Below are 25,632 nucleotides of genomic sequence, written 5' to 3'. Positions count from 1 at the left end.
TAGTGACAGATACAGGAGCAAAGCAATGTCACAAAAAATTGTCATAAAAACGTCGGTGAGTAAGCAACCTTCAGCGCCTACAGCGGTGACCTACCAATGGCACTGGAAACGCATTTTTATGGCAACGGCAGCGTTTGCTGGCATTGCGACCGCGGGGATTTATGGCGTGGTAGATAGCGTCAATGCAGATGAAGATAACACTCAAGTTGCTCTGTATCCCAATACTCAGGCTGAAGAAGCCAACATTACAGAGCAGATTGCGGAGTTTGAACCAGAATCTCGAGCTGCGCAAAGTGAGCAACCAAGCACCGCTGTACTAGAGCCTGAAAATTCTATTGAAGCACCAGCGGTGACACTAGCGTCGGCTTCTCTTGCCACAGCTGCCATTGAAGTGGCGGATGTTGCCGAGCTAGATAGCTCACAACAAACTACTGAAGAAACAGAAACAGAAACAGAAACAGAAACAGAAACAGAAACAGAAACAGAAACAGAAACAGAAACAGAAACCAAGAAGCAGTTCAATGCTGATGCACAGATTGCAAGTGTGGCACTAGGGGCAAAGATTGACACTCAGTTTATTAGCCGAGCAGTGTTGACGCACATGGTTGAAAATCGCGAACCGACAAACGTCCTAAAAGATATTATTTCGACGACACAAATTGATGACAAGCTATATTTTTTCACCGAAGTTCATGCACTAAAAGGGCAAGTCATTTCGCACTTATGGTTTCATCAAGACGAGTTAATGGCTGAGGTTGAATTGCCGATCCATGCTACTCGCTATCGCACTTATTCGAGCAAGAATATTATGCCGAGTCAAACCGGTGATTGGCGAGTAGAAGTGGTGACCGGAACGGGTCAGTTGTTGGCCCAGAAAACCTTTCGTATCGTCGACAACAGGCAACAATAAGAGTAATCACAGGCATCATAAAAGCGGCTGTAGGCCGCCATTGTACCAATATAAAAACCTTACAGTGGCAGATTGGCTGCTGTAGTGAAGCAAAAGGTAAATCATGACAGAACAAGTTTCCGTATTACGTATCGCAACTCGTAAAAGTGCACTGGCGCTATGGCAAGCCGAGTTTGTGAAAGCTGAGCTTGAAAAGCACCATGCGAACTTAAAGGTCGAGCTGGTCCCTATGTCGACCAAAGGCGATAAAATCTTAGACACCCCATTGGCGAAAATAGGTGGCAAAGGATTATTCGTAAAAGAACTTGAGCAGGCTATGTTAGAGGGGCGGGCAGATATTGCTGTGCATTCAATGAAAGACGTACCTGTTGATTTTCCTGAAGGGCTAGAGCTTCATACTATTTGTGAGCGTGAAGATCCAAGAGATGCATTTGTTTCCAATACTTACAAATCGCTAGCAGAATTACCTGAAGGCGCAATTGTTGGAACGTCCAGTCTTCGCCGTCAATGCCAAATTCGCGCAGCAAGACCGGATCTGGTTATTAAGGACCTACGTGGCAATGTAAATACACGTTTAGCCAAGTTAGATGCCGGTGAGTTTGATGCCATTATTTTAGCAGCTGCAGGCCTGATCCGTTTGGAAATGGCTGAGCGAATCGCCAGCTTTATCGAACCTGAAGATTCACTACCAGCTAACGGGCAAGGTGCGGTTGGTATTGAGTGTCGTAGCGATGATGCGCAAACAAAAGCGTTTTTAGCACCACTTGAACATACCGATACACGGATCCGAGTGCTTGCTGAGCGAGCAATGAATCGCCGCTTAGAGGGTGGATGCCAGGTGCCTATTGGCGCTTATGCAGAAGTGTCTGGCGATCAAGTGCACCTAAGAGGGCTTGTAGGCGCGGTTGACGGCAGTGAGATATTACGTGGCGAGTGCACAGGCACTGTCGCTGAAGCCGAGCAGCTTGGCATACAACTGGCTGAGTCATTGCTGGCACAAGGCGCAGATAAAATTCTTGCAGAGGTTTATAAGGACGCTTAAATGAACATTGTGCTAACTCGACCCGTTGGAAAGTCTGAACCATTATCTGAGTTACTGACGCAGCAACAGATTAGTTCGATAATTTGCCCAGTACTACAGTTAAATGAAATTGCGGTCAGCGATACCGCAAAGGCCATGATTAGCGAAGCTGAGTTAGCCATATTTGTTTCACCCGATGCGGTGCGATACTTTCACCAACTGTCGGCACCGCTAGCGAGCCACTGTAACACTTTCGCCGTTGGTGAAGGGACCGCAGAAGCTATCAGACAAACTTTAAATCGCACAGCGAAATATCCCAAGCAAGCTGACTCTGAAGGGCTGCTTGCACTACCTGAGCTAGACGCTGTAGATGGCAAAAGGGTGCTCTTAGTAAAAGGAAAAGGCGGCCGTCCAGTTATTGCACATACCTTAAAAACACGCGGAGCTATTTTAGATAGTTTAGTGGTTTATGAGCGAACAGCGGTTAAAACACAGTCTGATAGCTGGTTAGACCACTGGCGAAGCCAGCAGATTGAGGGTATAGTCATAACGAGTAATAGTGCGGCGGACGCTATTTTTAATACCCAGTCGTCAGCCCACAAAGCGTGGTTGGCCCAGCGCATTTTCTTTGTTGTGAGCCAACGTATTGCTGAGCACTTACAGCAATCTTATCACATTGAACAGTCTCAAATTGTGGTATGTCATGGCCCCGATAACCGAGCCATCGCAGGGAGTATCATCGACTATACCAAACAGCAAGGGCGCAAAATGACTCAGTCTGAATCGCAAACAAAGAATACGACAGCGCAGCAATCGACACCAGCGGCGCAACCTCCCTCGGCAGCACATCAGCATAAGGTCGGGATCAGTAAAGTAGCACTTTTAGCGCTGTTGGTTGCATTAGGCAGCGGTGCTGGTGCGGGTTATGTCTATTTACAACAACAGCAACAGTTGCAACAGACATTGTTGGCCAATCAGGCAGTGAATGCTGAAAACCAGCTACTAAACACCCAATTGAGCAGCACTAAGTCACAGCTCCAGCGGGTCGAAAAAATATTAGATTCGCTGCAAGATAATGTTGCAAGACAATTGGCGGAGCAGCAACAGCAGGTAGAAACACAGCTGATGCAAACGCTTGCGAAGGCACAGCAGCAGGTGAGTGGGGCCGTGGCTTCAGAAGCGCTATATTTACAGCGTTTAGCTGCATTTAAAGTGACGGCAGAACAAGACTACCAAGGTGCTGTGGCGATTTTGCAGCGCTTACTAGAAACGCTAGAGCCGCAACCAAACACGACGGTTGTCAGACAAGCAATTGCAACAGACATTGCAGCACTGCAAGCAATGCCAAAGCCACAAACCGAGTCATTATACTTTGAGATCCACGGTTTATTATCTCAAGTTGATACGCTGACTATTAAAACCAAGCAGATCCCAAAAGCGAGCAAAAATGACGATGCTTCGTTATCACCAGAGGTTGATGATTGGAAAGCCAACCTGAAGCGCTCGTGGCAAGGCTTGGTTAATGATTTTATTACTGTTCGTCATCATGACGAAGTGGTGATAGACCCACTTCTGGATAAAAACGAGCAAATGTTGATCCGAGCGCAACTACGAGCTTATTTAACACAAGCGCAAACCGCACTGGTAGATCAGCAGGCTAGTATTTATTTCAGTGCACTAGATAGCGCGGCAGACACACTGAAGCGCTACTTTGATACGCAACAAGCGCCTGTTATTGCAATGCAGCAGGCTTTAAGCAAGCTGAGCCGTAGTGAAGTACAACGCCAAGATGCGATCGAGCTTGCCACGCCTGCGGCTGTGAAGGGGTGGCTACAATGATGGCAAAAATCGTCACCTTCATATTAATCTTCATTGCATTAGCTGCAAGCCATTTGCTGATCGATGAAAGAGGCTATGTGCTGATCTCCTTTAATCAAACTACGATTGAAGGTTCCATAGTGTCATTTAGTATTTTATTTTTACTGGTGATCACGGCGTTAGTTTTGCTAGGTAAAGTTACACGCTGGTTATGGCATCGAGTGGTAAATACAAAAGGGCACTTTTCAAGAAAGCGCCGCTTGAAAGCACAGCAAGCTTGGAACGAGGGCTTGTGGCTATTCATTAATGGTGAAGTAGAGCAGGCCGCCACGCTACTGAGCAAGGTACCGCAACCAGAAGCGCGTCAGGATTATGTGCGTGCCATCGCTGCAAAAGCTGCGTTAAAGCAGGGGGATGTAGTGAAAGCTAATACTGAACTCGAAGCGATATCACAGGACAACCAAGGTCAATTGGCTAGTCTATGGCTAGAGGCCAATAACAGCGAGCAAGCACTTGCCTTGCTAGACAATAAAATGACAGGTACTAAACCTACTTCAGCCGTACTTAGCGGTTATATTCTGGCTTGCGTGCAGGCTAAACAGGCCGAGCTTGCGGTAGCGCAAATTGCCAAGTGGTATAAAAAGCTCAATTGGAGTGATACACAATGGCAGAGTATATTTGAACGTATTTTTGTCGATGCAGCGGCACAAGCCGATGTGTTATTCAATATGTTGCCAAAAGCAGTAAAAGCACACGCAATTCCTGCGTTAAATAAAGTGAAGTTGCAGCAAGGTCGGATCGAAGAAGTGACTAGTGAGATGAAAAAGTTACTTAAGCAAGGCCAGTATCATCAGTTGGCTGATTATCTGCAATACAGCACACAAAGTAGCAATGAGCTCAAGTTGGCATTACAGCAGCAACTGAAAAAACACCCAGACGATAAAGAACTCCTGTTTGCCTTGGCGTGTTTATGCAATGCAGAAGGTGACTATGAGCTTGCAGCGAAGATTTTTGACTCTTTAAGCGCGCATCCTTGGGAAGCAAGGTGGAGTAAACAAGCTCAACTAGCCTACGAAAAAATGCATACTTATGAGAAAGCGTACTTAATCGCAAAATCGTAACAAAAAAGCCTGTGCAGCAATGCACAGGCTTTTTTGCATTAAAGTTAGCTATACTGAGCTCATACTAATTTGTCTTACTACTTATACCAATTGAATTCAGTCTCCAATCAATTTGAAGGAGTAAATTCAACGCAGTTAGCGCTAATATTGACTGCCAGAAAAGCCCTAGTTATCCGAAGCTTGGGTAAATTAAGCAAATTGGTCTCAGACATATGTCCTTGCTATCTCTGCTTAGGTGCGTATGATCCCAAAAATTTTAACTGCAAATCGAGTCTCTTATGATCAATAACACACTTCCACTATTAGATTTACATCGCCACCTAGATGGTAACGTTCGTGCTACTACGATTTTAGAACTTGGCCAGCAGTTTAATATGGACTTACCAGCTACAGATATCGAAGGTCTACGTCCTCATGTACAAGTGCTAGACAATGCGCCAAATTTGATGGCGTTCCTCGCAAAGTTAGACTGGGGTGTAAAGGTGCTGGGTGATTACGATGCTTGTCGTCGTATTGCTGTCGAAAATGTCGCGGATGCCGTTGCTCAAGGCATTGACTATACTGAACTAAGATTTAGTCCTTACTATATGGCTAAAACCCACAACCTGCACCCACAAGGGGTTGTAGAAGCTGTCGTAGATGGTGTCCAAAGTGCAGTCAAAGGTCAAGATATCAAGGTGAACCTGATCGGTATCATGTCACGCACATTTGGTGCTGAGAAATGCCAATATGAACTAGACGCGTTACTTGCTTTTAAAGAGCAGTTGGTTGCGATTGATCTTGCGGGGGATGAGCTAGGCTTCCCAGGAGAGCTGTTTATTGAACATTATAAGCAGGTTCGCGATGCTTACCTTGGCGTGACGGTACACGCTGGCGAAGCTGAAGGCGCGGTAAGCATTTGGCAGGCTATTCAGGAACTTGGCGCGACCCGTATTGGTCACGGTGTGAAAGCAATCCATGACCCTGTACTGATGGACTATTTACGAGATAATCGTATCGGGATCGAGTCTTGCTTAACCAGTAACATCCAAACAAGCACGGTTGAGAGCTTAACGACGCATCCATTAAAAGCATTTTTAGATCATGGCGTATTGGCAACAATCAATACTGACGATCCCGCTGTGCAAGGCATTGAGTTGAATAACGAGTATAGCCATGCAGCCGCTGCGGCAGGCTTAGAGTTGAGCGACATCCACAAAGCGCAGCGCAATGCTGTTGAGATTGCTTTCTTAAGCGATGCGGACAAAAAAGCATTGCTTGCAAAGAAAGCGTAAGCTGAGAATGCTGTGTGGGATCACCCCGCACAGCTCAGATAACTTTCTTTGAGTGCCGCCACTACTTGACTGCGTGTAACAATACCTATGACTTTGTCGTCGTTAAGCACAGGATAAACCTTAGGGCTATTTTGTTGCATACGTTGTGCAAGGTCGACAACGGTTGTTGCGGCTTCAACGCTCAGTACAGGCGTTGCTAGTAATTCTCCTACTTGTACTTTACCATCACAAAAATAGCTGGAATTAAGCAAAGGCTTGAGCAGTTGTTGTTCTGAAATAAAACCAACAAGATGACGCTGTGCATCGATAACCGGCGCACCAATCAAATGATGCTTTTGTAATAAAGCAATGGCGTCGGTTAGTTCTGTCTCGGCTTTTAATACTGGAAAATCTGGTGACATGATGTCACGAACATAGAGTTTACTCATCATACTTCTCACGATACTGGTTAGTAATATGAGAGTAGAGGGAATTTAATGTTTGGTAAAATGGATTGTTTTGATTGGTACGTTCTGTTTTTTAAATGTGTGACTAATAGCTAGCCACACATAGTTATCCCGAGTTCAGGTTACTTAATAAATGCGAAGGCATCCGCATACATAAAGTCGCGCTCAGCGCCATGATTGATAAAGTCATCACGCACGATACCAATCATGTCAAAACGACCAGCCATATAAATGCTGTAAGGTTCTAAAGAAACGATATCTTTCATTACTGCGTGATGGACAAAGCCACGGTGGCCTTTCCATGTATCAGTCGCATTTTCTACCACAGGAATAAATTGGAAGTGCTTGTTAGATGCCGCCCATGCTTCCATTTCGGCTTTTGCATAGAGTGCCGACTCTTCCTTTACGCCCCAGTAAAATAGTACTGGCTGGTCGTAACCTGTTTCTGCTAAGTGATCCGCCATTGATTTTACGTAAGAAAAACCAGTGCCACCGGCGAGTAATACCAATGGACGATTTTGATCAGTGCGTAGCTGCGATACTCCAAGACCAACCTCTAGCGCTACGGTTTGTTTTGTATCAAACGCATGACGGAGATGATCTAAAGATTGCATGGCATAAGAGTCCGCGCCAGAAGCGCCGATATGCAACTCCAACTGCTCGGTTTTCGAAGGGCTACTAGCAATTGAGAAAGCACGCTTATCTTTTTCTCCAAGCACTAATTGCAGATAGTGGCCGGCTTCGAATTGGACAGCCTCTTCAGGCTTTAAAATAACTTTGTGAACAAATTCTGTGAGAGGTGTAATCGAGACAACCTCTGCTGCTAATACTTGCATGTGTTACCTTTATTAAGCACGTGGCTAAAGTCTGTGCACTCTAGCATAGCTGAGTGCACAATGTTAGATGATATATGTCATTTGATGGTGATCCCAAGGCTATCCCAAATTTCGTCAACGCGTTGTTTCACTTCAGGATCCATGACAATCGGTTCACCCCATTCACGGTCGGTTTCACCTGGCCACTTATTTGTTGCATCCATGCCCATTTTAGAGCCAAGGCCAGACACTGGCGAGGCAAAATCGAGATAGTCTATAGGCGTGTTTTCAATCAAAGTAGTATCTCTAGCCGGGTCCATACGCGTGGTAATCGCCCAAATCACGTCATTCCAATCTCTGGCATTGACATCATCATCGCAAACAATAACAAACTTGGTGTACATAAACTGCCGAAGGAAAGACCACACACCCATCATGACGCGCTTGGCATGGCCTGGGTACTGTTTTTTCATGGTCACTACGGCCATGCGGTATGAGCAACCTTCTGGTGGAAGGTAAAAGTCGACAATTTCTGGAAACTGTTTTTGTAAAATAGGCACAAACACTTCGTTCAGTGCGACTCCCAAAATAGCCGGCTCATCAGGTGGGCGACCTGTATAGGTACTATGATAAATAGGATCTTTACGGTGCGTAATATGCGTTACGGTCATTACTGGGAAATCATCGACTTCATTATAATAGCCAGTGTGATCGCCATACGGGCCTTCAGGGGCAAGCTCGCCGGGTTGAATATAGCCTTCAAGTATAATCTCAGCACTGGCGGGCACCTGTAGCTCGTTTGAAATCGATTTCACCACTTGCGTTTTGCTACCACGTAGCAAACCTGCGAATGCATATTCACTTAAGGTGTCAGGAACTGGGGTTACTGCGCCTAAAATAGTCGCTGGATCAGCACCGAGAGCCACAGAAACAGGGTATGGCTCCCCTGGGTGTTCTTTACACCATTCCTGAAAATCTAACGCGCCACCACGATGTGACAGCCAGCGCATAATGATTTTGTTCTTACCCAATAGTTGCTGACGATAAATCCCTAAGTTTTGGCGCTTTTTATATGGACCTTTGGTGACCGTGAGTCCCCAAGTGATAAGGGGTGCTGCGTCACCTGGCCAACAATGTTGGATAGGTAACTTTGTCAGATCAACATCATCGCCGCTCAACACGACTTCCTGACAGGGGGCCTTCTTCACTTCTTTGGCTGGCATATTCAACACTTGTTTGAATACGGGGAGTTGACCTATCGCTTCTTTGATCCCCTTCGGTGGCTCGGGCTCTTTTAAAAAAGCGAGTAGCTTCCCGACTTCTCTGAGTTCGCTAACGTCGCTCTGCCCCATACCCATTGCAACACGTTTTGGTGTACCAAATAGATTGGCGAGCACGGGAATATCATAACCAACGGGGTTTTCGAATAGGATTGCAGGTCCACCTGCTCGCAGCGTTCTGTCTGCTATTTCAGTCATTTCTAGTTTGGTGGAAATGGGCTGCTTGACGCGAACAAGTTCACCTTGTTTTTCAAGCTGAGCGATAAAATCTCGTAAGTCTTGGTATTTCATTGGCGCACTGTGAATTGAGTTTGTCTTAGTATATCAAGTAGGCATATTTTTCCTAGCTGTACGGGACGGGCGAGCAAATGGTTTAGTAAAACGAATTAATATTATTGCGAATAGAGTCATATTTCAGAACGTATCGCCTTGTCAGTTTGCTTGGTCAGGTGTATAAATTGTTATAAAAAGACGAGTGTGTTGAGTTGTTTTGATATGAAACAAGCAAAAATCGACTTTCGATGTAGCTCACATACCCTTTACGTTATAGTCGCTGCGATTAGATAAAACGATATCCTTAAGGGGCAGAGTTTGAAGTTGATGTCGAAATTGCTCGGTGTGCTGATGTCACTGTTATGCGTAACAGTACAAGCTGCTGAGCTACCTTATTATACCTTTTCTAACCACAGTGCGGTGATGTTGATCATCGACCCTGCAACGGGAGAGATCGTAGATGCCAACAAAGCCGCTGCGGCCTTTTATGGTTATAGCGAAGCTGCGTTAGAAGCTAAGGCAATACAAGATATCAATTTGTTTACAGCGGAGCAGGTTGCCAACGAGCGTCAGGCTGCGCTTAATGAAGGCCGCAATTACTTTATTTTTCAACATCAAGTTGCTGATGGCAGTACCAAGACGGTAAGTGTCCACTCCACTCCTTTCGAAGACAGTAATGGCAGACCTAAATTACTTTCTATTATTCAAGACTTGAGCGAGCAACGTAAGCTACAGCAAGATCTTTGGCATTATCAAGCAAACCTAGAGCAACAGGTTATGCTGCAAACCGAAAAGATCAAGCAAGCCAATATGGTGCAAGTTATCTTGCTAACGGCAGTGATTGGCGTGCTGATTGTATCTATGGCTGTATTGATGGCGGTGCTGGTGAGGCTCAGACACTCTAACCAACGTGCACAAGCTCAAGGAGCCAAGCTGAGTGCTATTTTTGATAGTATTAGTGCGTACCTCGTGTTTACCGATGAAACTCATCACATTGAAGCTGCCAATGATGCTGTGCTAAAAGACTTTGGGGAATTTGAGCAATTAAAATCCCAGTCTATCTATACCCTATTTGATGTACTGGACTCCGAACGTCTGTTGGATGAGGGCACGATAGAATGTAAGCTTGGAGGCCGCTTTGAATATCGTGACGTTCGTGTTTCGTGCGCACCTGTTGTCAGTGAAGCTGGTGCCAAGCTTGGCTTTATTTATGTTATTCAAGATATTACCGATGAGCTTGAAAATGAACGTGAGCAGCGCTTAGCAAGTACGGTGTTTGCTACTACGACCGAAGGGGTGTTGGTCTCAGACAAGCATAACCAAATCCAAATGGTCAATCGTGCCTTCACAGAGATCACAGGATATGGTGTTGATGAAGTCATTGGTAAAACGCCTGCATTATTAAATTCTGGGCGGCATGATGACCGATTCTTCAATCAATTATATGAAGCGCTTGTACACAAGGGGCACTGGGAAGGAGAAATTTGGAATAAGCGCAAGAATGGCGAAGTGTATCCAAGTTGGTTGCAGATATCTTCGGTCTTTAATGAAGCACGCGAAATCGATATGTTTGTTGCGCTTTTCAGTGATATTACGTCAAGAAAACGTAATGAGCAGCTAATGTGGCAGCAAGCCAATTTTGATAGCCTAACTGGGCTTGCCAACCGTCACCATTTCCACGTCAAGTTTGATTTAGCGTTAAAGCGAGCCGCACAGTTAGAAGAGAGCTTTGCGATTTGCTTTATTGATCTTGACCGTTTTAAAGCGGTTAATGACACTTTAGGACATCATATTGGTGACTTATTGTTAAAAGAGGCCGCCAATCGTATCAATGAATGCGTGCGTAGCTCAGACACTGTGGCTCGCCTTGGTGGTGATGAATTTGCATTATTGTTGCAAGATATAAGTTCAATCAATGACCTAGAGCACATCGCCAGCAAGATCTTAAGGGCGCTGGCCAACCCATTCCACTTAGAAGGGCATGAGGCCTATGTCTCGGGGAGTATGGGGATCACGCTTTACCCAGACGATGGTGTTGACCGCAAAATATTGCTACGTAATGCCGACAGCGCAATGTACAAGGCAAAAGAGCATGGCCGTGATTGTTTTCAATTTTATACCTCCGCTATGCACCAGCACGCTAAGGCCAGAAGTGTCTTAGAAAGCGCACTACATAAAGCGCTTTCTAATCGAGAGCTATCGCTGGTATATCAGCCTATTTTCTCACAGCTAGGAAACACAGAGGTGGTGGGGTGTGAAGTCTTGCTGAGATGGAAAAGTGAATTACTAGGCCATGTTTCGCCAGAGCAATTTATTCCTGTTTGTGAGGAGCTAGGACTTATTTTACCTATCGGCGAATGGGTGTTATACCACGCGTGTTCCCAAGCCAAGGCCTGGCAAGACAGCTACGGGCGGCCACTGTTTATGACAGTGAATGTCTCCAGCGTTCAATTTAAGCGCCAAGATATGGTTGCCCTTGTGAAAAAAGTACTCAAAGACACTCAACTTGAGGCAAAATATTTAACCTTGGAAATCACCGAGTCTGTATTAGTTGAGAACTCAGATAAGATACTGATACAGTTAAAAGCCTTGAGAGAGCTAGGTGTCGAATTGGCGATAGATGATTTTGGAACTGGCTATTCGTCGTTGAGTTACCTCAAGCGATTCCCACTATCTAAACTTAAAATAGACAAAACGTTTATCCGCGATTTACCTGATGACGAAGAAGACAAAGCGTTGGTAAGTGCTATCATTCTGATGGCCCATAAACTCAACTTGAAAGTCATCGCAGAGGGAGTAGAGACTCCTGCACAATGTATGTTCTTGAAAAGCTTATTGTGCGATATGACACAAGGCTACTTTCATTCTAAGCCTGTGGCACAGCAAGACTTTGAAGCTAATATCCTAACACTGCAGTACCACAAGCAAAGTCATAGCTAAGTGCAGTAAATTAACCTGAGCTTCGGATAGTTAATGCCTTTCTAGCGGCCAGTTTTAGTGCTAACTGCGTTGAATTTATTTCCAACAGACCAGCTATTGGTGCGTAAATTCGCCTTACCTATAAGGGTGTAGGTACCAAGGCGGCAGAAAGACGCGAGAGCGGGGTTATCCCCAAAACTCTCTGGCTAAATAAGGAAATAATCTAATATAAAAAAACAATGAGTTAGCTATTCTCTTATTCAGACTTCAGGTTAGATTAGCAGTTATGCGTTTTACATAGCTCAGTTAATGCCGCTTTTGCTTTATCGTTACCTTGCTTCGCTGCAAGCTGTAACCAATGAATTGCGGCTTTGAGGTCTTTTTCACCGCCTTCTCCATCACGCAGCATAGTTGCATAGTTATACTGTCCCCACTGGCTACCACTCGCAGCGGCAGCCGCGAACTCTTGCCTAGCCACTTGAAAGTCTGCTTTAACATATGCACGAACTCCAGCTTGGTTTTGTGCGGAAATACCGGGGCCGTGATAAAGCGGTTTTGGCTTTTTAAAACGGGGCCTGACTACCCCACCGAAGACATGGATACCAACAGGCCGATAAACAGCAACGATGGTATTGTTGTCCAGTAGTGCTAATAGCTGGTCTCTTTCTAGTGTAGACCTTTGCAATTTAAAGTACTTGTCGGTCATGAGCATACTGACGCGAATATCGCGGGTAATGTTACGCATGGTGCGGTAAGTATAGGCACCTTCTTTCACTTCAATGGTGTCGTCTGTCAGTTCAGTGATTTGCAATACTTGAAAGGCGGGGTCGTACACTTGCTCAGATTGCCTACCGGCATCAAAGATGATCAGATCATCGACCTTAGGTGCACTCAAATAGCCTTGGTAGCTGGCGATTTCTTGTTGTTTTTGATGATAAAAATACAACGCAACAAGGATGAATGTAGCTACACCAAGCAATATCTTGTGCTTATTGAGCTGTTCTAGCAAAGTATCGTAGAAGGAGAAAAAGTGGTTCTTGATTTCCATATTCTTATTATTCATTTTGAAAGCGTCTTTTGAGGGTAGACAACTTACTTTATAGGGACAAGCTAAGTTGCCCCTATAAATGTAAGGAGTTATTTCCCCGATATTTTTGTTTTAGCATCGGCTGCCATTAAGGCAAAGACAGCATAAGCCGCTGTGTTTTGCTTTAATTTGGCTGGGTCTACCTTGTCTAAGGTGTCATCGGCAGTATGATGATAGTCAAAATAATCCGTACCATCTTGATGTAGAGCGAAGATGGGAGCAGATGTGGCATTTTTGAACGGAATAAGGTCTGGACCACCATGAGCTCCATTCTTACCAATATAAGTAACGCCTAAAGGAGCAAGCTGTTTAGCGATTGCTCGTACTACAGGTAAGGAAGCTGCATTGACGTTTGACTCGAATGCATAAACTACATCAGCACCAAAGTCAGATTCTGAAGCGGCAACAATACGGTCTAGCTCAGCCTGATGCTTTTTAAAGTAGGCTTTAGCTCCCCAAAGTCCAAGCTCCTCAGCAGCAAAGAGCACCACACGTACACTACGCTTAGGTCTTTTAACGTCAGCGATGTGCTTGGCGGCAGCCATGGTGAGTGCTACACCTGCGCCATCATCCAGCGCTCCTGTGCCTAAATCCCATGAATCAAGGTGACCGCCAATGAGGACATATTGATCTGGGAATGTTGTGCCCGTGAACTCACCAATCACGTTGTAGCTGGTGCCTTCACCAAGATTTTCGGTTTGGATATTAAGTGATACTTTGACATTATGACCGGCACTCACAAGACGTGCTAACTGGTCAGCATCTGGATTAGCAACAGCCGTTGCAGGAATTTTAGTAATGCCTGTTTGATAGTGACTGCCTCCGGTATGGGCAAAACGGTGGTGACTGGTACTGACTGAGCGCATCATATACGCAATCGCCCCTTTTTTGGCGGCTTCTACGGCACCGCTACTGCGCGCCTTTACTGCAGGTCCGTAGCCGTTACCATCGATATCGCGATTCATACGATAGTTAATGAATGCAATCTTACCTGCTAGACTATTGTTAGGTGCAGCTATTAGTTCATCTAGCGTTTCAAATAAGACGATTTCACCACTCAACCCATCTTTTGGTGTGCTAACACTATTCCCAAGAGCTGTCAGGTGTAGAGGTTGTTCGCTCGGTACTAAGATTTTGGCCGACTCATGATAGCGGCGCCACTCTGGAAAAGTTGCTTCTTCTAACCATACTTTGTCAAATCCAAGCTGCTCGAACTGCGCTTTTGCCCATGCGACGGCTTTTTTATCGTTTTCGGTGCCAGGCAATCTTGGGCCAACTTCGGTAGTGAGTGACTCGAGTAACTGCCAACTCAGGTTACTTTGGCTTGCAGCTTCTCTAACTTGTTTTACATGCTCGAGTTGCTGTTGGCTAAACTCTTCAGCTTGAAGTGTCGTGCTTAAGCCTATACTCAAAAAACCAAATGCTAATAGTGATCTAAACTTCATGATAGTCCTTGGTAGAAATAAATTGCGTGAGAATTAAACCACAGATCTCGGGATAAGTCTGAGTATTGCGTTAAGGAAAGTGGACTGAACCACAATAAGCGATTAGAGAATCTGCCGAATTGGTATAAAATGCGAGATTAAGATAGCGAATAGGAAAGCACCGTGTCGATAACCTCATTTTCTCAACTTCCTCTCAATCAGTTCCTAGCTAAGCGTTTGGTTGACCTTAATTATATGGTGCCAACGGCTGTTCAGGCTGTGAGTTTACAACCTGTACTCGAAGGGCACGATTTGGTGATCAAAGGGAAAACAGGTTCCGGTAAAACGCTGATTTTTGCACTCGCTATACTCAATAAACTACAAACTGAAATAAATGAGGTGCAAGCACTCGTACTATGTCCAACGCGGGAGCTTGCCGATCAGGTGGCACAAGAAATAAAAAGCGTAGCGGCACTGATTGGCAACGTAAAAGTACAAACATTATGCGGCGGAGTACCTATTGAGCCTCAACAGAAAGCATTACAGCATGGTGCGCACATTGTTGTTGGTACACCAGGACGAGTTGAAGAGCACGTCTTTAATGGCTCATTAATACTTACAGACACGCACACGCTTGTGTTTGATGAAGCCGACCAAATGCTGGACATGGGCTTTACCGACACCTTAGCAAGTATTGTGGTGTACGTGCCTGAAGCGCGACAAACACTGATGTTTAGTGCGACCTATCCTGATAAAATCATGAAGTTGGCAACCCAATATATGCGCACGCCGCAGTTCCTTGAAGCCAATGAAGAGCAAGTCCATCACCGCATTAAACAAACCTTTTATAAATTAGATAACAACAAAATGCGCTTTAATGCTTTAAGGGTATTATTGATGCAGCATCAACCGCAAAGCTGTATCGTATTTTGTAATACTAAGGCTGAAACCAAACGGCTTTTTGAAGAATTACGTCAAACTGGTCTTGCTTGTGTAGAGCTACATGGCGATTTAGATCAAGGAGAGCGTGAGTGGTCCTTACTCACCTTTGCCAACAAAAGCGCCAACATCTTGGTTGCAACCGACGTCGCGGCACGAGGCTTAGATGTTGATGAGGTTGAGCTGGTTATTAATTATCACTTGGCGCTAGAACCACAAACCCATATTCATCGAGTTGGCCGCACCGGTCGAGGAGATCATAAAGGGGTTGCAGTATCACTCTACGGAGAAAAAGAAGCGTTTAAAGTGAAGCAGCTAGCGGAGATTTATGGACAAGAGCTGAAACATGGCACTTTACCAAGTCACACGCTGTTAGAAAAACCCGCTTATAAGTCCAATATGGTCACGTTGATGATTGAGGGAGGAAAACAGCAAAAGCTTCGTAAAGGGGATATTGTAGGTTGCTTAACCGGTGAGGATGGTATTAGTTTTAAACAGATCGGTAAAATTAATATTTATGATGTGCAAGCGTTTATTGCTGTAAAGCGAGAAGCGGTAAAGCCTGCACTGCGTAAACTCAATAACAGTAAAATCAAAAATAAGCGCTACAAAGCGTTACGAGCGTAAACCATATTTGAGTATCTCATACTCATTCATGAGCCGCTTAAATGTTTCCTCATCACCCGATTTATCGGGGTGGTGAGCAAGCGCTAACTTTCTCCAGCTGCGACTGAGTTGCTTGCGGTCGTATTTTTCAGGGAGTTGCCATCTTGTCCTTATGCGGTTGAATTCTTCAGGAGCTAGGGGGGCGGGTTGACGGGCTGAGCCGAATGCAAAGCGTTGCCAAAAGCTATCTAGTAGTGTTTCGACTTCTTCTCGGCTAGTTTCATAGTGCTGCCAATCCAAATAGTAGTTTCTGAGGGGGTCGTTTAGTTCGAGCTGATCACCGTCAGTTTTCGGACCAAGGTAAATATTAAGGGCTTCAATATGTAAATATTGATTGTCAGCGATAAGCTCTTGCTGAAGCTGATAAAGCGCATTCATGATAAGAAAATTGCGTTTAAAGAGGTTTTTATTCTCATCATCATCTAGCCTAGGTAGCTGATCTTGCTCTAATAGTACTGCGGCAATCGTATGTACTTTCCAAGGTTGGCTTTGACAAATTATTCTAAAAATAACATCTGTTAGTGGATTGAACATTGTCGCCTCTTAAGTCTTGGTGTATCTTCACACTACCACGCAGACTAAATGATAGGCAATGGAGAGCAGCAATGAATTTACTGGGGCAATTAAAGTCATGGTCTGCGATTGCCTGTTGCTTTTATCTTTCCTGTGCTTTTTACACAATTCCGGTGTTTGGTCATGGTGCGCTTTCGGAGCGTATCGCTGAAATGAAGCAAATCGCTGATTGGAAACAACAGCAAATACTTGGCAGTGAGTTACTGCTAGAGCAAGGACTAAGCAGTGAAAATCGAGTCGATATTCTTCTTAACCTCGCTAAAACGGCCTACGAACTTAATAAGTTCAATGACGCCTTGGTTTACCTAGCTAAACTCGATCTTAGCACGCAATCAAGCCCGCTTAGCGACACCCATTTCAAAGCAGTAAAACTTCAAGGGATCAGTCACTTTTATCTTGGACATTATCAACAGGCTATCGATTTTTACTCGCGAGCCTTGAGGCTCGCAGAGCAGCGTAATGTACCAATTGAAATGGCTAACTTAAATAGTAACCTAGGTCTTGCCTACTTTAAAAACGCTGCACTCGATTTAGCACTACAGCATTATCTGAAGGCTGATGAGCTTTACCAAGAGTTTGGAAGTGCGCAGGACCATGCAGACATCTTATTGAATATTTCGGGCGTTTACATTCGCCAAGCAGCCTATAGTAAAGCCGAAGAAATGCTGCACTCAGCATTAAAAGCATTTAACAAACTCAACGATGAATACGGTGAAGCGCTTGCCCATGCCGATCTCGGTGTACTCTATACCGAGACTAAACGCCCTTTGTTAGCAAAAGCTTCTTACGAGGCTGCAATCGCTTATTATGAGGCGCAAAATGATGTACGCCACTTGTCTTTTGAGTATGTCAATCTGGCGCTCCTTAGCTATTCACTTGACTCATTAGAGGAAGCTGAAAAGAACGCAAACTTTGCACTGTATTATGCAGAAAAAGCACAAAACCCCGCTAACCTGATGGAAGCGCAATTTGCGCTCGCTAAGATATTATTTGCACAAGGGCGGTTTGCTGAAGCGCAGACGAATGCCGAGAAAAGCCTAGCTGCAAGTAAGCTAATGCATGATCAGAAAGGGGAAAGACTGGCATTACGTTTATTGGCGTTGATAGCGACTGCTCAGGGAGATATCAAAAGCGCGAGAGAGTACGACTCACATGCTGTGGAAATCCAAAGGCGGCTGATGAATGATGATGTACTTAAGCGGATCAATGACTATCGTGCCAAGTACGAGGCCAGTGAGCTTAGCCGAGAAGTGGAAGTATTAAAGCAGGAACAAAAGCTACAATTACTAAAAGAAGAACAGCGTAGTCAGTTACTGTTGTTAGGTGGGATCATTGCCTTATTGACGCTATTAACTATGTTTGCCCTGTATCGTCGTAAAATCGAGCAAAAAGCGAAAATTGAGTTAAGCCAAAAAGTGGCCTTGAGAACCGCAGAATTACAACAAAAAGCGGACGAGCTAAAAGCAGCGAATCAGGTTAAAAGTCAGTTTTTGGCGAACATGAGCCATGAGATCAGAACGCCACTGACAACTGTATTAGGTCATGCTGAAGATCTGTTATTGGAGCAAGACTTAGGTGTGCAAGTTCAAGCCTCCATCAAAACCATCTACAATCAAGGGTTACACTTACGAGATCTAGTCAATGATATTTTAGATCTAAGCCGAATAGAAGCCGAACGACTAGAGCTAGAAGCAACGGAGTTTGCTGTATCGGCACTTGTTGCCGATTTATATGACATGTTTCAACAAAATATCCAGAGCAAGCAGTTAGAGTTTATTGTTTGCGATCAAGTACGTGAAAATGCATACGTGCGTCTCGACTATATTCGCGTTAAGCAAATACTCATCAATCTTTTGAGTAATGCTTTGAAGTTTACCGAACAGGGAAGAATAGAGTTTATTATCTCTGAAGCACCTCATGGTTTGCAGTTTGTCGTCATGGATACTGGAATAGGAATGAGTGAACAGCAAATAACACGGATATTTGAGAGCTTCCAGCAAGCCGATAACAGCATAACAAGGCGTTTTGGCGGTTCTGGTCTTGGACTTAGCTTGTCTAGTCAACTGGCCAGAATGATGAATGGCGAAATCAAGGTACAAAGCACGATCGACCAAGGGAGTACGTTTTCTTTTTATGTGCCATGTACCGTCTACCTAACTACGACAACGTCTGATATTCAGCAACTACAAAGTATGCAGTCAAGACTATCTGGCACTGTGCTGGTTGTTGAAGACCATCAAGAAAACCGCCAGCTATTTTCGCGTATGATCGAACGTACCGGCGCAACGGTGTCTATGGCAGAAAATGGCGCGAGGGCAGTGGAACAGTGTCTCAGTGACTTTCCCGACTTGGTACTGATGGATATTCAAATGCCCGGAATGGACGGCGTGGAAGCGCTTAAACTTATTCGTGCTGCTGGTTATGCGGGGCCTATTTACGCGTTAACAGCCAATGTGCTTACAGAAGAAGTACAGTCTTACATCAGTTCGGGATTTACTGGGCATGTAGGTAAACCAATCAACAAAAATGAATTGCTTGGAGTGCTAAATGCACATTTGAGCAAAGAGGTGAGTGATAGGTCCTGTGATACGTTGCATATTGATTTAACCGACTTACGTGATAGCTTTGCCAGCACCTTTGAGCAAGAGCGATATTTACTTATTGATGCATGGCAAAACAAGGAGTTGCTCACACTCCAAGCGATCAGTCATAAGTTGGCCGGTGCAGCGTCTATGTTTGAGTTTCCAGAGTTGGCGAAAATTGCCATTGAATTTGAAAAAGCGCTCAAGCAAGGCGATGAAGACCAATACCAAGCACTGTTTCTTGCCATGTGTGACCAATTGAAATCGCAACAATCCTTGGCTTCTTAGAATAACTCTACATCGCTCGAATTTTGCTGTTGTTCACCCTCTGGTATTGACTCATCGTTTATTGATACTCGAGAGGTATCCTTTCTTGAATCTATATCTGGTGTGTACTCTGAGATATGAAACATGGATAATTTCTCATGAATACTCTGAGATAATGCTATCAGATCTCGATTAGAAACCGCCTGGATTTTAGTACTAGACAGAGCGTCAGAGTTCAATAAAACCATAGACTCAATGCTCTCTTGTGCTTCATCAGATGCTTGCTTTTGCTCACCCACTTGCAGGTGGATATCATGCGACATTTGGTTTATCGACATCATGGCGTTCTCTATTTCATCAACTTCCTTTGTCGACGCTTCGCTTAATTGTACAGTGTTATCAGTCTCTTTGAGAGCCGCCTGCATAAGCTCGTAAACAGAATCCGTACCTGATTGGATTTTGCTTATGACTTGACTGACTTCTTTGGTTGATTGGCTTGTTCTTGCTGCTAAGTGTCGTACCTCATCGGCAACAACAGCAAATCCGCGACCCAGTTCACCAGCACGAGCTGCTTCTATCGCAGCATTTAAAGCGAGTAAATTAGTCTGCTCAGCAATGCCGTTTATGACTTCAAGCACCGAGCTGATTTCATTACTATCTGTTTTGAGTACTTCTATCTGCTCACTGGTTTTCTTAATGTTGTCTGCAAGAGTTAACAGGCTTTGCTGGCTTTTATCCGTATCGACTCTGGTCTTTTTTACTGCACTTGTCGCATTTTCCACTGAGGCATAAATTTGTTCTAGGCTGGTGTCTAAACGTGCTGAAATCTCTAGCATTGACTGTATCGACGTTGCTAAATATTCACCATGAGTATGCTGTAGCGTTGCTTTTTGTGTCATCGAGGCGTAAGTATCCCGGAGGCTGTCTGCCATAGGGTGGAGTCGTGAGGATGAAGCGTATACTTCACTAATAATGTGTTCTATCACAGCAAAGCAGTCATTCATCAAAAGACATGATTTGGAAATATGGCGGTCTTTTTCATCAAAGCGGTAGGTTAGGTCAACACCACTTTCGCCAATAAAGTTTTGTGCAAGGTGTTCCATGTGTTTTTCTGCAGAACTGGCTCTTTTAAAGCATAAGAATTGCAACAGCGCACTGACTGTAAGTGCACTAATGGCAACCGCTACTTTTAGCGAATCTGAAGAAAGCAATGTAATTGCCAATGTTACAGAAGCCAGATTAAACAGTGTTACAGCGGCGAGAATACGACTAGGCTTCATGTTATGTCCCTAACTACGATCATTGTGCCAAATATAATTTAGTTTGATTAGGTAGGTATAGAACAAAAACAGCAAGTTGGCGAACCACAAAAGCAAAAAGCCAGCATTTGCTGGCTTTTCAATAATTAGACTCTAAGTCTACTTACTTTCGACGCATTGAGTCGAAAAACTCATCGTTGGTTTTGCTCATAGAGAGCTTATCAATGAGGAATTCCATTGCATCGATTTCACTCATTTCATGAACTATCTTACGTAGGATCCACATTTTCTGTAGCTCATCGGTCTTTGTGAGTAACTCTTCACGACGAGTACCTGAACGGTTAAAGTCGATAGCTGGGAATACACGTTTTTCCGCAATCTTACGGTTTAGGTGTAATTCCATATTACCAGTACCTTTAAACTCTTCGTAGATAACTTCATCCATCTTAGAGCCAGTATCAATTAGTGCTGTTGCAATAATGGTTAAGCTACCACCTTCTTCAACATTACGTGCTGCACCAAAGAAGCGCTTAGGCTTGTGTAGTGCATTCGCGTCAACACCACCGGTTAATACTTTACCGGATGAAGGAATAACGGTGTTGTAAGCGCGAGCGAGACGTGTAATCGAATCAAGTAGGATAACAACATCTTTCTTGTGCTCAACTAGACGTTTTGCTTTTTCGATAACCATTTCAGCTACTTGAACGTGGCGGTTTGCTGGTTCATCAAACGTAGAGGCAATAACTTCACCTTGAACAAGGCGCTGCATCTCTGTTACTTCTTCCGGACGTTCATCGATTAGTAGCACCATCAATGTTGCGTCTGGGTTGTTGTACGTGATGGACTGGGCAATGTTCTGTAGAAGCATTGTCTTACCAGCTTTTGGTGGGGCAACAATAAGTGCACGTTGACCTTTACCGATTGGAGATGCAAGGTCTAACACTCGTGCGGTAATATCTTCTGTACTACCGTTGCCTCGTTGCATAACTAAACGCTCGTTAGCGTGAATTGGCGTTAAGTTTTCAAACAAGATTTTGGTGCGAGAGTTTTCAGGTTTATCGAAGTTAACTTCATTAACCTTCAATAATGCAAAATATCTTTCGCCATCTTTAGGTGGTCTGATTAAACCACTAATGGTGTCACCGGTACGCAGGCTGAAACGTCTAATCTGGCTCGGAGAAACATAAATATCATCAGGGCCTGCTAGGTAAGATGCTTCTGAAGAACGTAAAAAGCCGAAGCCATCTTGTAAAATTTCTAAAACACCGCCGCCGTATATATTCTCGCCGCTTTTCGCGTGCGCTTTCAAAATAGCAAAAATAATATCTTGTTTTCTTAAACGAGCTACGTTTTCAAGTCCCATGGACTCAGCAAGTTTTACAAGTTCATTGATTGACTTGTCTTTTAATTCGCGTAAATGCATATTGGTGGGTTCTTTATTACAGTTGTCATTCTCGTTAGTTTCACGAGAGAGGTTGATTTGATAAAGCTTAAAGGTTTGTGGCTTTATAAGTTAGCAGCTAGGCGTCGGGTCGTCCAGTGTTTATACAAATTTTATTCTATTAAAAATGATATAGATCAGGGGTACGACTGCGGCAACATGGCCGCAGTACACCTAACAACCTGAATTATAGGTTGTTTTCTAGGAACTCAACAAGTTGAGTCTTAGATAGGGCGCCAACTTTAGTTGCAGCTACCGCACCATCTTTAAATAGTAATAGTGTTGGGATACCACGAATACCATACTTAGGTGGTGTGCCAGCGTTTTGGTCGATATTCAATTTACCGATTGATACGCGGTCGCCGTGAGATTCAGCAACTTCATCCAGAATAGGCGCAATCATTTTACATGGACCACACCATTCAGCCCAGAAATCTACTAGTACAGGCTTGTCAGATTTGATTACGTCAGCCTCGAAGCTGTCATCAGTTAGTTGGATAATTTTGTCGCTCATTACGCTCTCCGTTAGAATTAGGCGAAATATTTAATGCGTATTTAAACACTCTTGTTTCTTATTGCAAGTTTAAACGTTATGCTTTATTGCTATGACTAAGACACATTTGACCAATAAAAAATTCAACGACTTTGCATTAGCGCCGGAAGTGGTCGCCGGTTTACAGGAAAATGGCTTCGAATTTTGTACGCCAATCCAAGCAAAGTGTATACCTTACATCTGTGAAGGCCGCGATATTGCAGGCCAGGCACAAACTGGTACGGGCAAAACTCTAGCGTTTTTGACCGCGACCTGTCATCGCCTAATGCAGACCAAAAAGGATAAAAAAACGCAACCTCGTGCACTTATTATGGCACCAACTCGAGAGTTGGCTATCCAGATACATAAGGACGCGCAAGTTATTGCGCCACGTTGTGATCTTAAACTCGCCCTTGTATATGGTGGTGAAGATTACGAAAAACAACGGGTGCAATTAGAAAAAGGCGCGGATATTTTAATTGGAACAACAGGGCGTTTAATCGATTTTTATAAGCAGGGTGCTTATAACCTCAATGATATCGAAGTGGTGGTACTGGACGAAGCAGACCGAATGTTTGACCTTGGCTTTATTAAAGACATTCGTTATTTGTTCAACCGTATGCCAGGTCGTGAAGAGCGATTGAATCTACTATTCTCAGCAACGTTGTCATACCGAGTGCAAGAGCTTGCATTCGAACATATGACTAACCCTATCCATGTACAAATTGAGCCAGACGTTAAAACGGGTAAGCGCATTCAAGAAGAGCTATTTCACCCGTCCACAGAGGACAAAATACCTTTACTGCTGACATTGATTGAGGAAGAGTGGCCTGACAAGGCGATTATTTTCGCTAATACTAAACATAGCTGTGAAAACGTATATGAGTGGTTGAAGGCTGATGGGCATCGTGTAGGTTTATTGACTGGCGACGTAAATCAAAAGAAACGTCAATCTATATTGGCGCAGTTTACTCGTGGTGATGTTGATTTATTAGTAGCAACAGACGTTGCAGCTCGTGGACTCCATATTCCCGAGGTAAGCCATGTGTTCAACTTTGACTTGCCAGATGATAGAGAAGATTACGTGCACCGGATCGGTCGTACTGGTCGAGCTGGCGCTTCTGGTCATGCGATTAGCTTCGCTTGTGAGCAATATGCATATAATTTACATGAGATCGAGGAATACATTGATCATGCTATTCCGGCTTCTCATTATGATAAAACAGCATTATTGACGGACTTGCGTGTACCGCAAGTAAATAAGCGTCGCCATTCTGGGCATGGTAATAGTAATAATAAGCAACGTGGTGGTCGCCGTAACGGTGGCTATAGAAAACCACACTCCAAGTAAACTTGGATACAAAAGTAGTAAGCGCTGAAAGCGATTTGTTGAGGTTTTAAAGTGGCAAAGACTGCTTCGAAGGAAGATATTTATGCTGTTATCGACTTAGGGTCTAACAGCTTTCATATGTTGATAGCTAAACATATGACAGGTGGTATTCAAACGATTGGCCGTGTGAAAAGGAAAGTGCGACTTGCATCAGGACTCGATGACCAAAATGAATTATCGCTAGAGGCAATGCAAAGAGGGTGGGAATGTCTCGCTTTGTTTGCAGAGCGCTTACAAGATATACCAAAGCGAAATGTGAGTATTGTTGCCACTGCAACGCTGCGTTTAGCTATAAACGCGGATCGCTTTATTGCCAAAGCAGAGCAAATACTTGGCCACAAAGTCAATGTTATTAGTGGTGAAGTAGAAGCGAAAACGATTTACAAAGGAGTTGCTCACACCTCTTCTTGCCAAGGTAAGCAATTAGTAATCGATATTGGTGGTGCCAGCACTGAGGTGGTCATTGGTAAGGGGTTTGATGCTTTACTATATGAAAGCCTCAATATGGGGTGCGTGACCTATCTTGATCGATATTTTAGTGATGGTCTATTAAGTAAAGCTAATTTTGATGCTGCTGAGAATGCTGCAGCCAAAGTTATCAAGCCTATTCAAGGTGACTACAAAAAGCTTGGGTGGGAGTTGGCAATTGGTGCGTCAGGTACAGTTCAAGCAATTCAAGAAATCTTTGCAGCAATGGGGGAGAGTGAACAGCTCACGCTATCTAAGCTGGAAGAAGTAAAATACAAAGCAATAGCATGTAACACGATTGCGGCACTCGATCTTCCGGGATTAATAGAGGAAAGGCGGCTAGTTTTTGTTTCTGGGTTGGCTATTCTCATCGCATTGTGTAAATCGCTCGAGATCCAAGCTATGGGACTTGCAGGTGGCGCGCTTCGAGAAGGGGTGTTGTATAGCATGATCCCAGACTTCCAAGCCGTAGATATCTGTCAACGTACGCTAGATGGTTTTACACAGCGCTACCATGTAGACAATGAACAAGCGCTCCGCGTTTATGAAGTCGTGTCTGATATTGTAGCGCAAGTATCTCATGCATGGGAATTGGATGAACAAAATTGTCTTCACTTGGCCAAAGCAATCGCTTCTCTTCATGAAATCGGTCTGCTCATCGACTACAAGCAATATCATAGACACAGTGGCTATATCTTAGCTAACACTGCTATGCCTGGTTATAGTAAGGCGCAAAAAGACATTATTGTTGCTGTAGTCAAAAATCACAGAGCAGATCTCCTCGCTAAAGACTTCGAAAAGCTTGGGTGTCATCTTGATTACGCTAAGCTACTTTGTGTTGTTGTCAGGCTGGGTGTCTTATTATCAATGCGCAGGAAGGATGATGTTTTACCTAAAGTTGGCGTTACGACTAGCAAAATAGAGAAAAAATCTCTAACCATGCAATTGCCAGAATCTTGGCTATCACTTCATCCTTTGATGCTTGCAGAACTTACCCAAGAAGCTGCCTATCTATCTAAGTTTGGCTGGGAATTAAAAATAGAGCGCATTTAGCGCTCATTTTGTTTGCTAAACATGCAAAAATGGTGTGTTTAGGGTGATTTTCATTCGAACGATCTATTTTTCGC

19 protein-coding genes are annotated in these 25,632 nt (G+C 44.1%); 10 read left to right on the top strand and 9 right to left on the bottom strand.

From position 1 onward, the window contains the following. Window positions 1–25: 25 nt before the first annotated feature. The 5 genes from CEX98_RS19420 (at window position 26) to add (ending at window position 6,144) form a co-directional block, all read left to right on the top strand. Window positions 26–910: a DUF2914 domain-containing protein gene (locus CEX98_RS19420; RefSeq protein WP_099643655.1), complete on the top strand. Its 885-nt coding sequence runs from the start codon at window positions 26–28 to the stop codon at window positions 908–910. 103 nt (window positions 911–1,013) lie between these two features. Next, window positions 1,014–1,952, top strand: coding sequence for a hydroxymethylbilane synthase (hemC, locus tag CEX98_RS19415; RefSeq protein WP_099643654.1), 939 nt, complete (start codon window positions 1,014–1,016; stop codon window positions 1,950–1,952). After that, window positions 1,953–3,770 (top strand): uroporphyrinogen-III C-methyltransferase, encoded by a 1,818-nt coding sequence (locus CEX98_RS19410; RefSeq protein WP_099643653.1) that lies wholly within the window; start codon window positions 1,953–1,955, stop codon window positions 3,768–3,770. Further along, window positions 3,767–4,870, top strand: coding sequence for a heme biosynthesis HemY N-terminal domain-containing protein (locus CEX98_RS19405; protein WP_099643652.1), 1,104 nt, complete (start codon window positions 3,767–3,769; stop codon window positions 4,868–4,870). Before CEX98_RS19410 ends, CEX98_RS19405 begins: the two co-directional genes overlap by 4 nt. Before the next feature lie 278 nt (window positions 4,871–5,148). After that, window positions 5,149–6,144, top strand: coding sequence for an adenosine deaminase (gene add, locus CEX98_RS19395; protein ID WP_099643650.1), 996 nt, complete (start codon window positions 5,149–5,151; stop codon window positions 6,142–6,144). A 20-nt stretch (window positions 6,145–6,164) separates the two neighbouring features. Here add and CEX98_RS19390 read toward each other — a convergent pair whose 3' ends face one another. From CEX98_RS19390 to ubiD, 3 genes are all read right to left on the bottom strand, one after another. Further along, window positions 6,165–6,572, bottom strand: coding sequence for a CBS domain-containing protein (locus tag CEX98_RS19390; protein WP_099643649.1), 408 nt, complete (start codon window positions 6,570–6,572; stop codon window positions 6,165–6,167). A gap of 140 nt (window positions 6,573–6,712) precedes the next feature. Further along, window positions 6,713–7,426 carry an NAD(P)H-flavin reductase gene (gene fre, locus CEX98_RS19385; RefSeq protein WP_099643648.1) on the bottom strand — a complete coding sequence of 238 codons (714 nt, stop codon included), beginning with the start codon at window positions 7,424–7,426 and terminating at the stop codon, window positions 6,713–6,715. Between the two features lie 77 nt (window positions 7,427–7,503). Then, complete coding sequence (gene ubiD, locus CEX98_RS19380; RefSeq protein WP_099643647.1) at window positions 7,504–8,976, bottom strand: 4-hydroxy-3-polyprenylbenzoate decarboxylase; 1,473 nt, start codon at window positions 8,974–8,976, stop codon at window positions 7,504–7,506. Between the two features lie 309 nt (window positions 8,977–9,285). On the opposite strand from ubiD, the gene CEX98_RS19375 reads away from it, so the two are divergent. Then, window positions 9,286–11,898 carry a sensor domain-containing protein gene (locus CEX98_RS19375; protein ID WP_099643646.1) on the top strand — a complete coding sequence of 871 codons (2,613 nt, stop codon included), beginning with the start codon at window positions 9,286–9,288 and terminating at the stop codon, window positions 11,896–11,898. Window positions 11,899–12,154: 256 nt separating this feature from the next. Here the strand turns inward: CEX98_RS19375 and CEX98_RS19370 are convergent, their stop codons facing one another. Beyond that, window positions 12,155–12,940: a tetratricopeptide repeat protein gene (locus CEX98_RS19370; RefSeq protein WP_242441769.1), complete on the bottom strand. Its 786-nt coding sequence runs from the start codon at window positions 12,938–12,940 to the stop codon at window positions 12,155–12,157. Between the two features lie 74 nt (window positions 12,941–13,014). Further along, a complete protein-coding gene (locus CEX98_RS19365; protein ID WP_099643644.1) occupies window positions 13,015–14,409 on the bottom strand; it encodes a M20/M25/M40 family metallo-hydrolase in 1,395 nt (464 codons plus the stop codon). A gap of 162 nt (window positions 14,410–14,571) precedes the next feature. Here CEX98_RS19365 and dbpA point away from each other — a divergent pair, with 162 nt between their 5' ends. Then, entirely contained in the window at window positions 14,572–15,954 is a 1,383-nt protein-coding gene (gene dbpA / locus CEX98_RS19360) for an ATP-dependent RNA helicase DbpA (protein ID WP_099643643.1), read from the top strand. Here dbpA and CEX98_RS19355 read toward each other — a convergent pair. Then, window positions 15,943–16,527, bottom strand: a complete 585-nt coding sequence (locus CEX98_RS19355; protein WP_099643642.1) for a DNA-J related domain-containing protein — start codon at window positions 16,525–16,527, stop codon at window positions 15,943–15,945. The two genes, dbpA and CEX98_RS19355, sit on opposite strands and share 12 nt — an antisense overlap. A gap of 71 nt (window positions 16,528–16,598) precedes the next feature. Between CEX98_RS19355 and CEX98_RS19350 the strand changes: the two genes are divergently transcribed. Continuing rightward, on the top strand, window positions 16,599–19,436 hold the full coding sequence (locus CEX98_RS19350) for an ATP-binding protein (protein ID WP_099643641.1): 2,838 nt from the start codon (window positions 16,599–16,601) through the stop codon (window positions 19,434–19,436). Here the strand turns inward: CEX98_RS19350 and CEX98_RS19345 are convergent. The 3 genes from CEX98_RS19345 to trxA form a co-directional block, all read right to left on the bottom strand. After that, complete coding sequence (locus CEX98_RS19345; protein ID WP_099643640.1) at window positions 19,433–20,695, bottom strand: methyl-accepting chemotaxis protein; 1,263 nt, start codon at window positions 20,693–20,695, stop codon at window positions 19,433–19,435. The genes CEX98_RS19350 and CEX98_RS19345 overlap by 4 nt on opposite strands. A 142-nt stretch (window positions 20,696–20,837) precedes the next feature. Beyond that, window positions 20,838–22,097 (bottom strand): transcription termination factor Rho, encoded by a 1,260-nt coding sequence (rho, locus tag CEX98_RS19340; RefSeq protein WP_099643639.1) that lies wholly within the window; start codon window positions 22,095–22,097, stop codon window positions 20,838–20,840. Between the two features lie 205 nt (window positions 22,098–22,302). Beyond that, a complete protein-coding gene (gene trxA / locus CEX98_RS19330) occupies window positions 22,303–22,629 on the bottom strand; it encodes a thioredoxin TrxA (protein ID WP_099643637.1) in 327 nt (108 codons plus the stop codon). A gap of 91 nt (window positions 22,630–22,720) precedes the next feature. Here trxA and rhlB point away from each other — a divergent pair, with 91 nt between their 5' ends. Both rhlB and gppA read left to right on the top strand, forming a co-directional pair. Continuing rightward, window positions 22,721–23,998, top strand: coding sequence for an ATP-dependent RNA helicase RhlB (rhlB, locus tag CEX98_RS19325; protein WP_099643636.1), 1,278 nt, complete (start codon window positions 22,721–22,723; stop codon window positions 23,996–23,998). A 51-nt stretch (window positions 23,999–24,049) separates the two neighbouring features. Beyond that, window positions 24,050–25,558 carry a guanosine-5'-triphosphate,3'-diphosphate diphosphatase gene (gppA, locus tag CEX98_RS19320; protein WP_099643635.1) on the top strand — a complete coding sequence of 503 codons (1,509 nt, stop codon included), beginning with the start codon at window positions 24,050–24,052 and terminating at the stop codon, window positions 25,556–25,558. The last annotated feature ends 74 nt before the right edge of the window (window positions 25,559–25,632 follow it).

Source organism: Pseudoalteromonas piscicida (genome assembly GCF_002744175.1).
In the GTDB taxonomy this organism is placed as follows: domain Bacteria; phylum Pseudomonadota; class Gammaproteobacteria; order Enterobacterales; family Alteromonadaceae; genus Pseudoalteromonas; species Pseudoalteromonas piscicida_B.
This window is presented reverse-complemented; position numbering and strand designations above follow the sequence as displayed.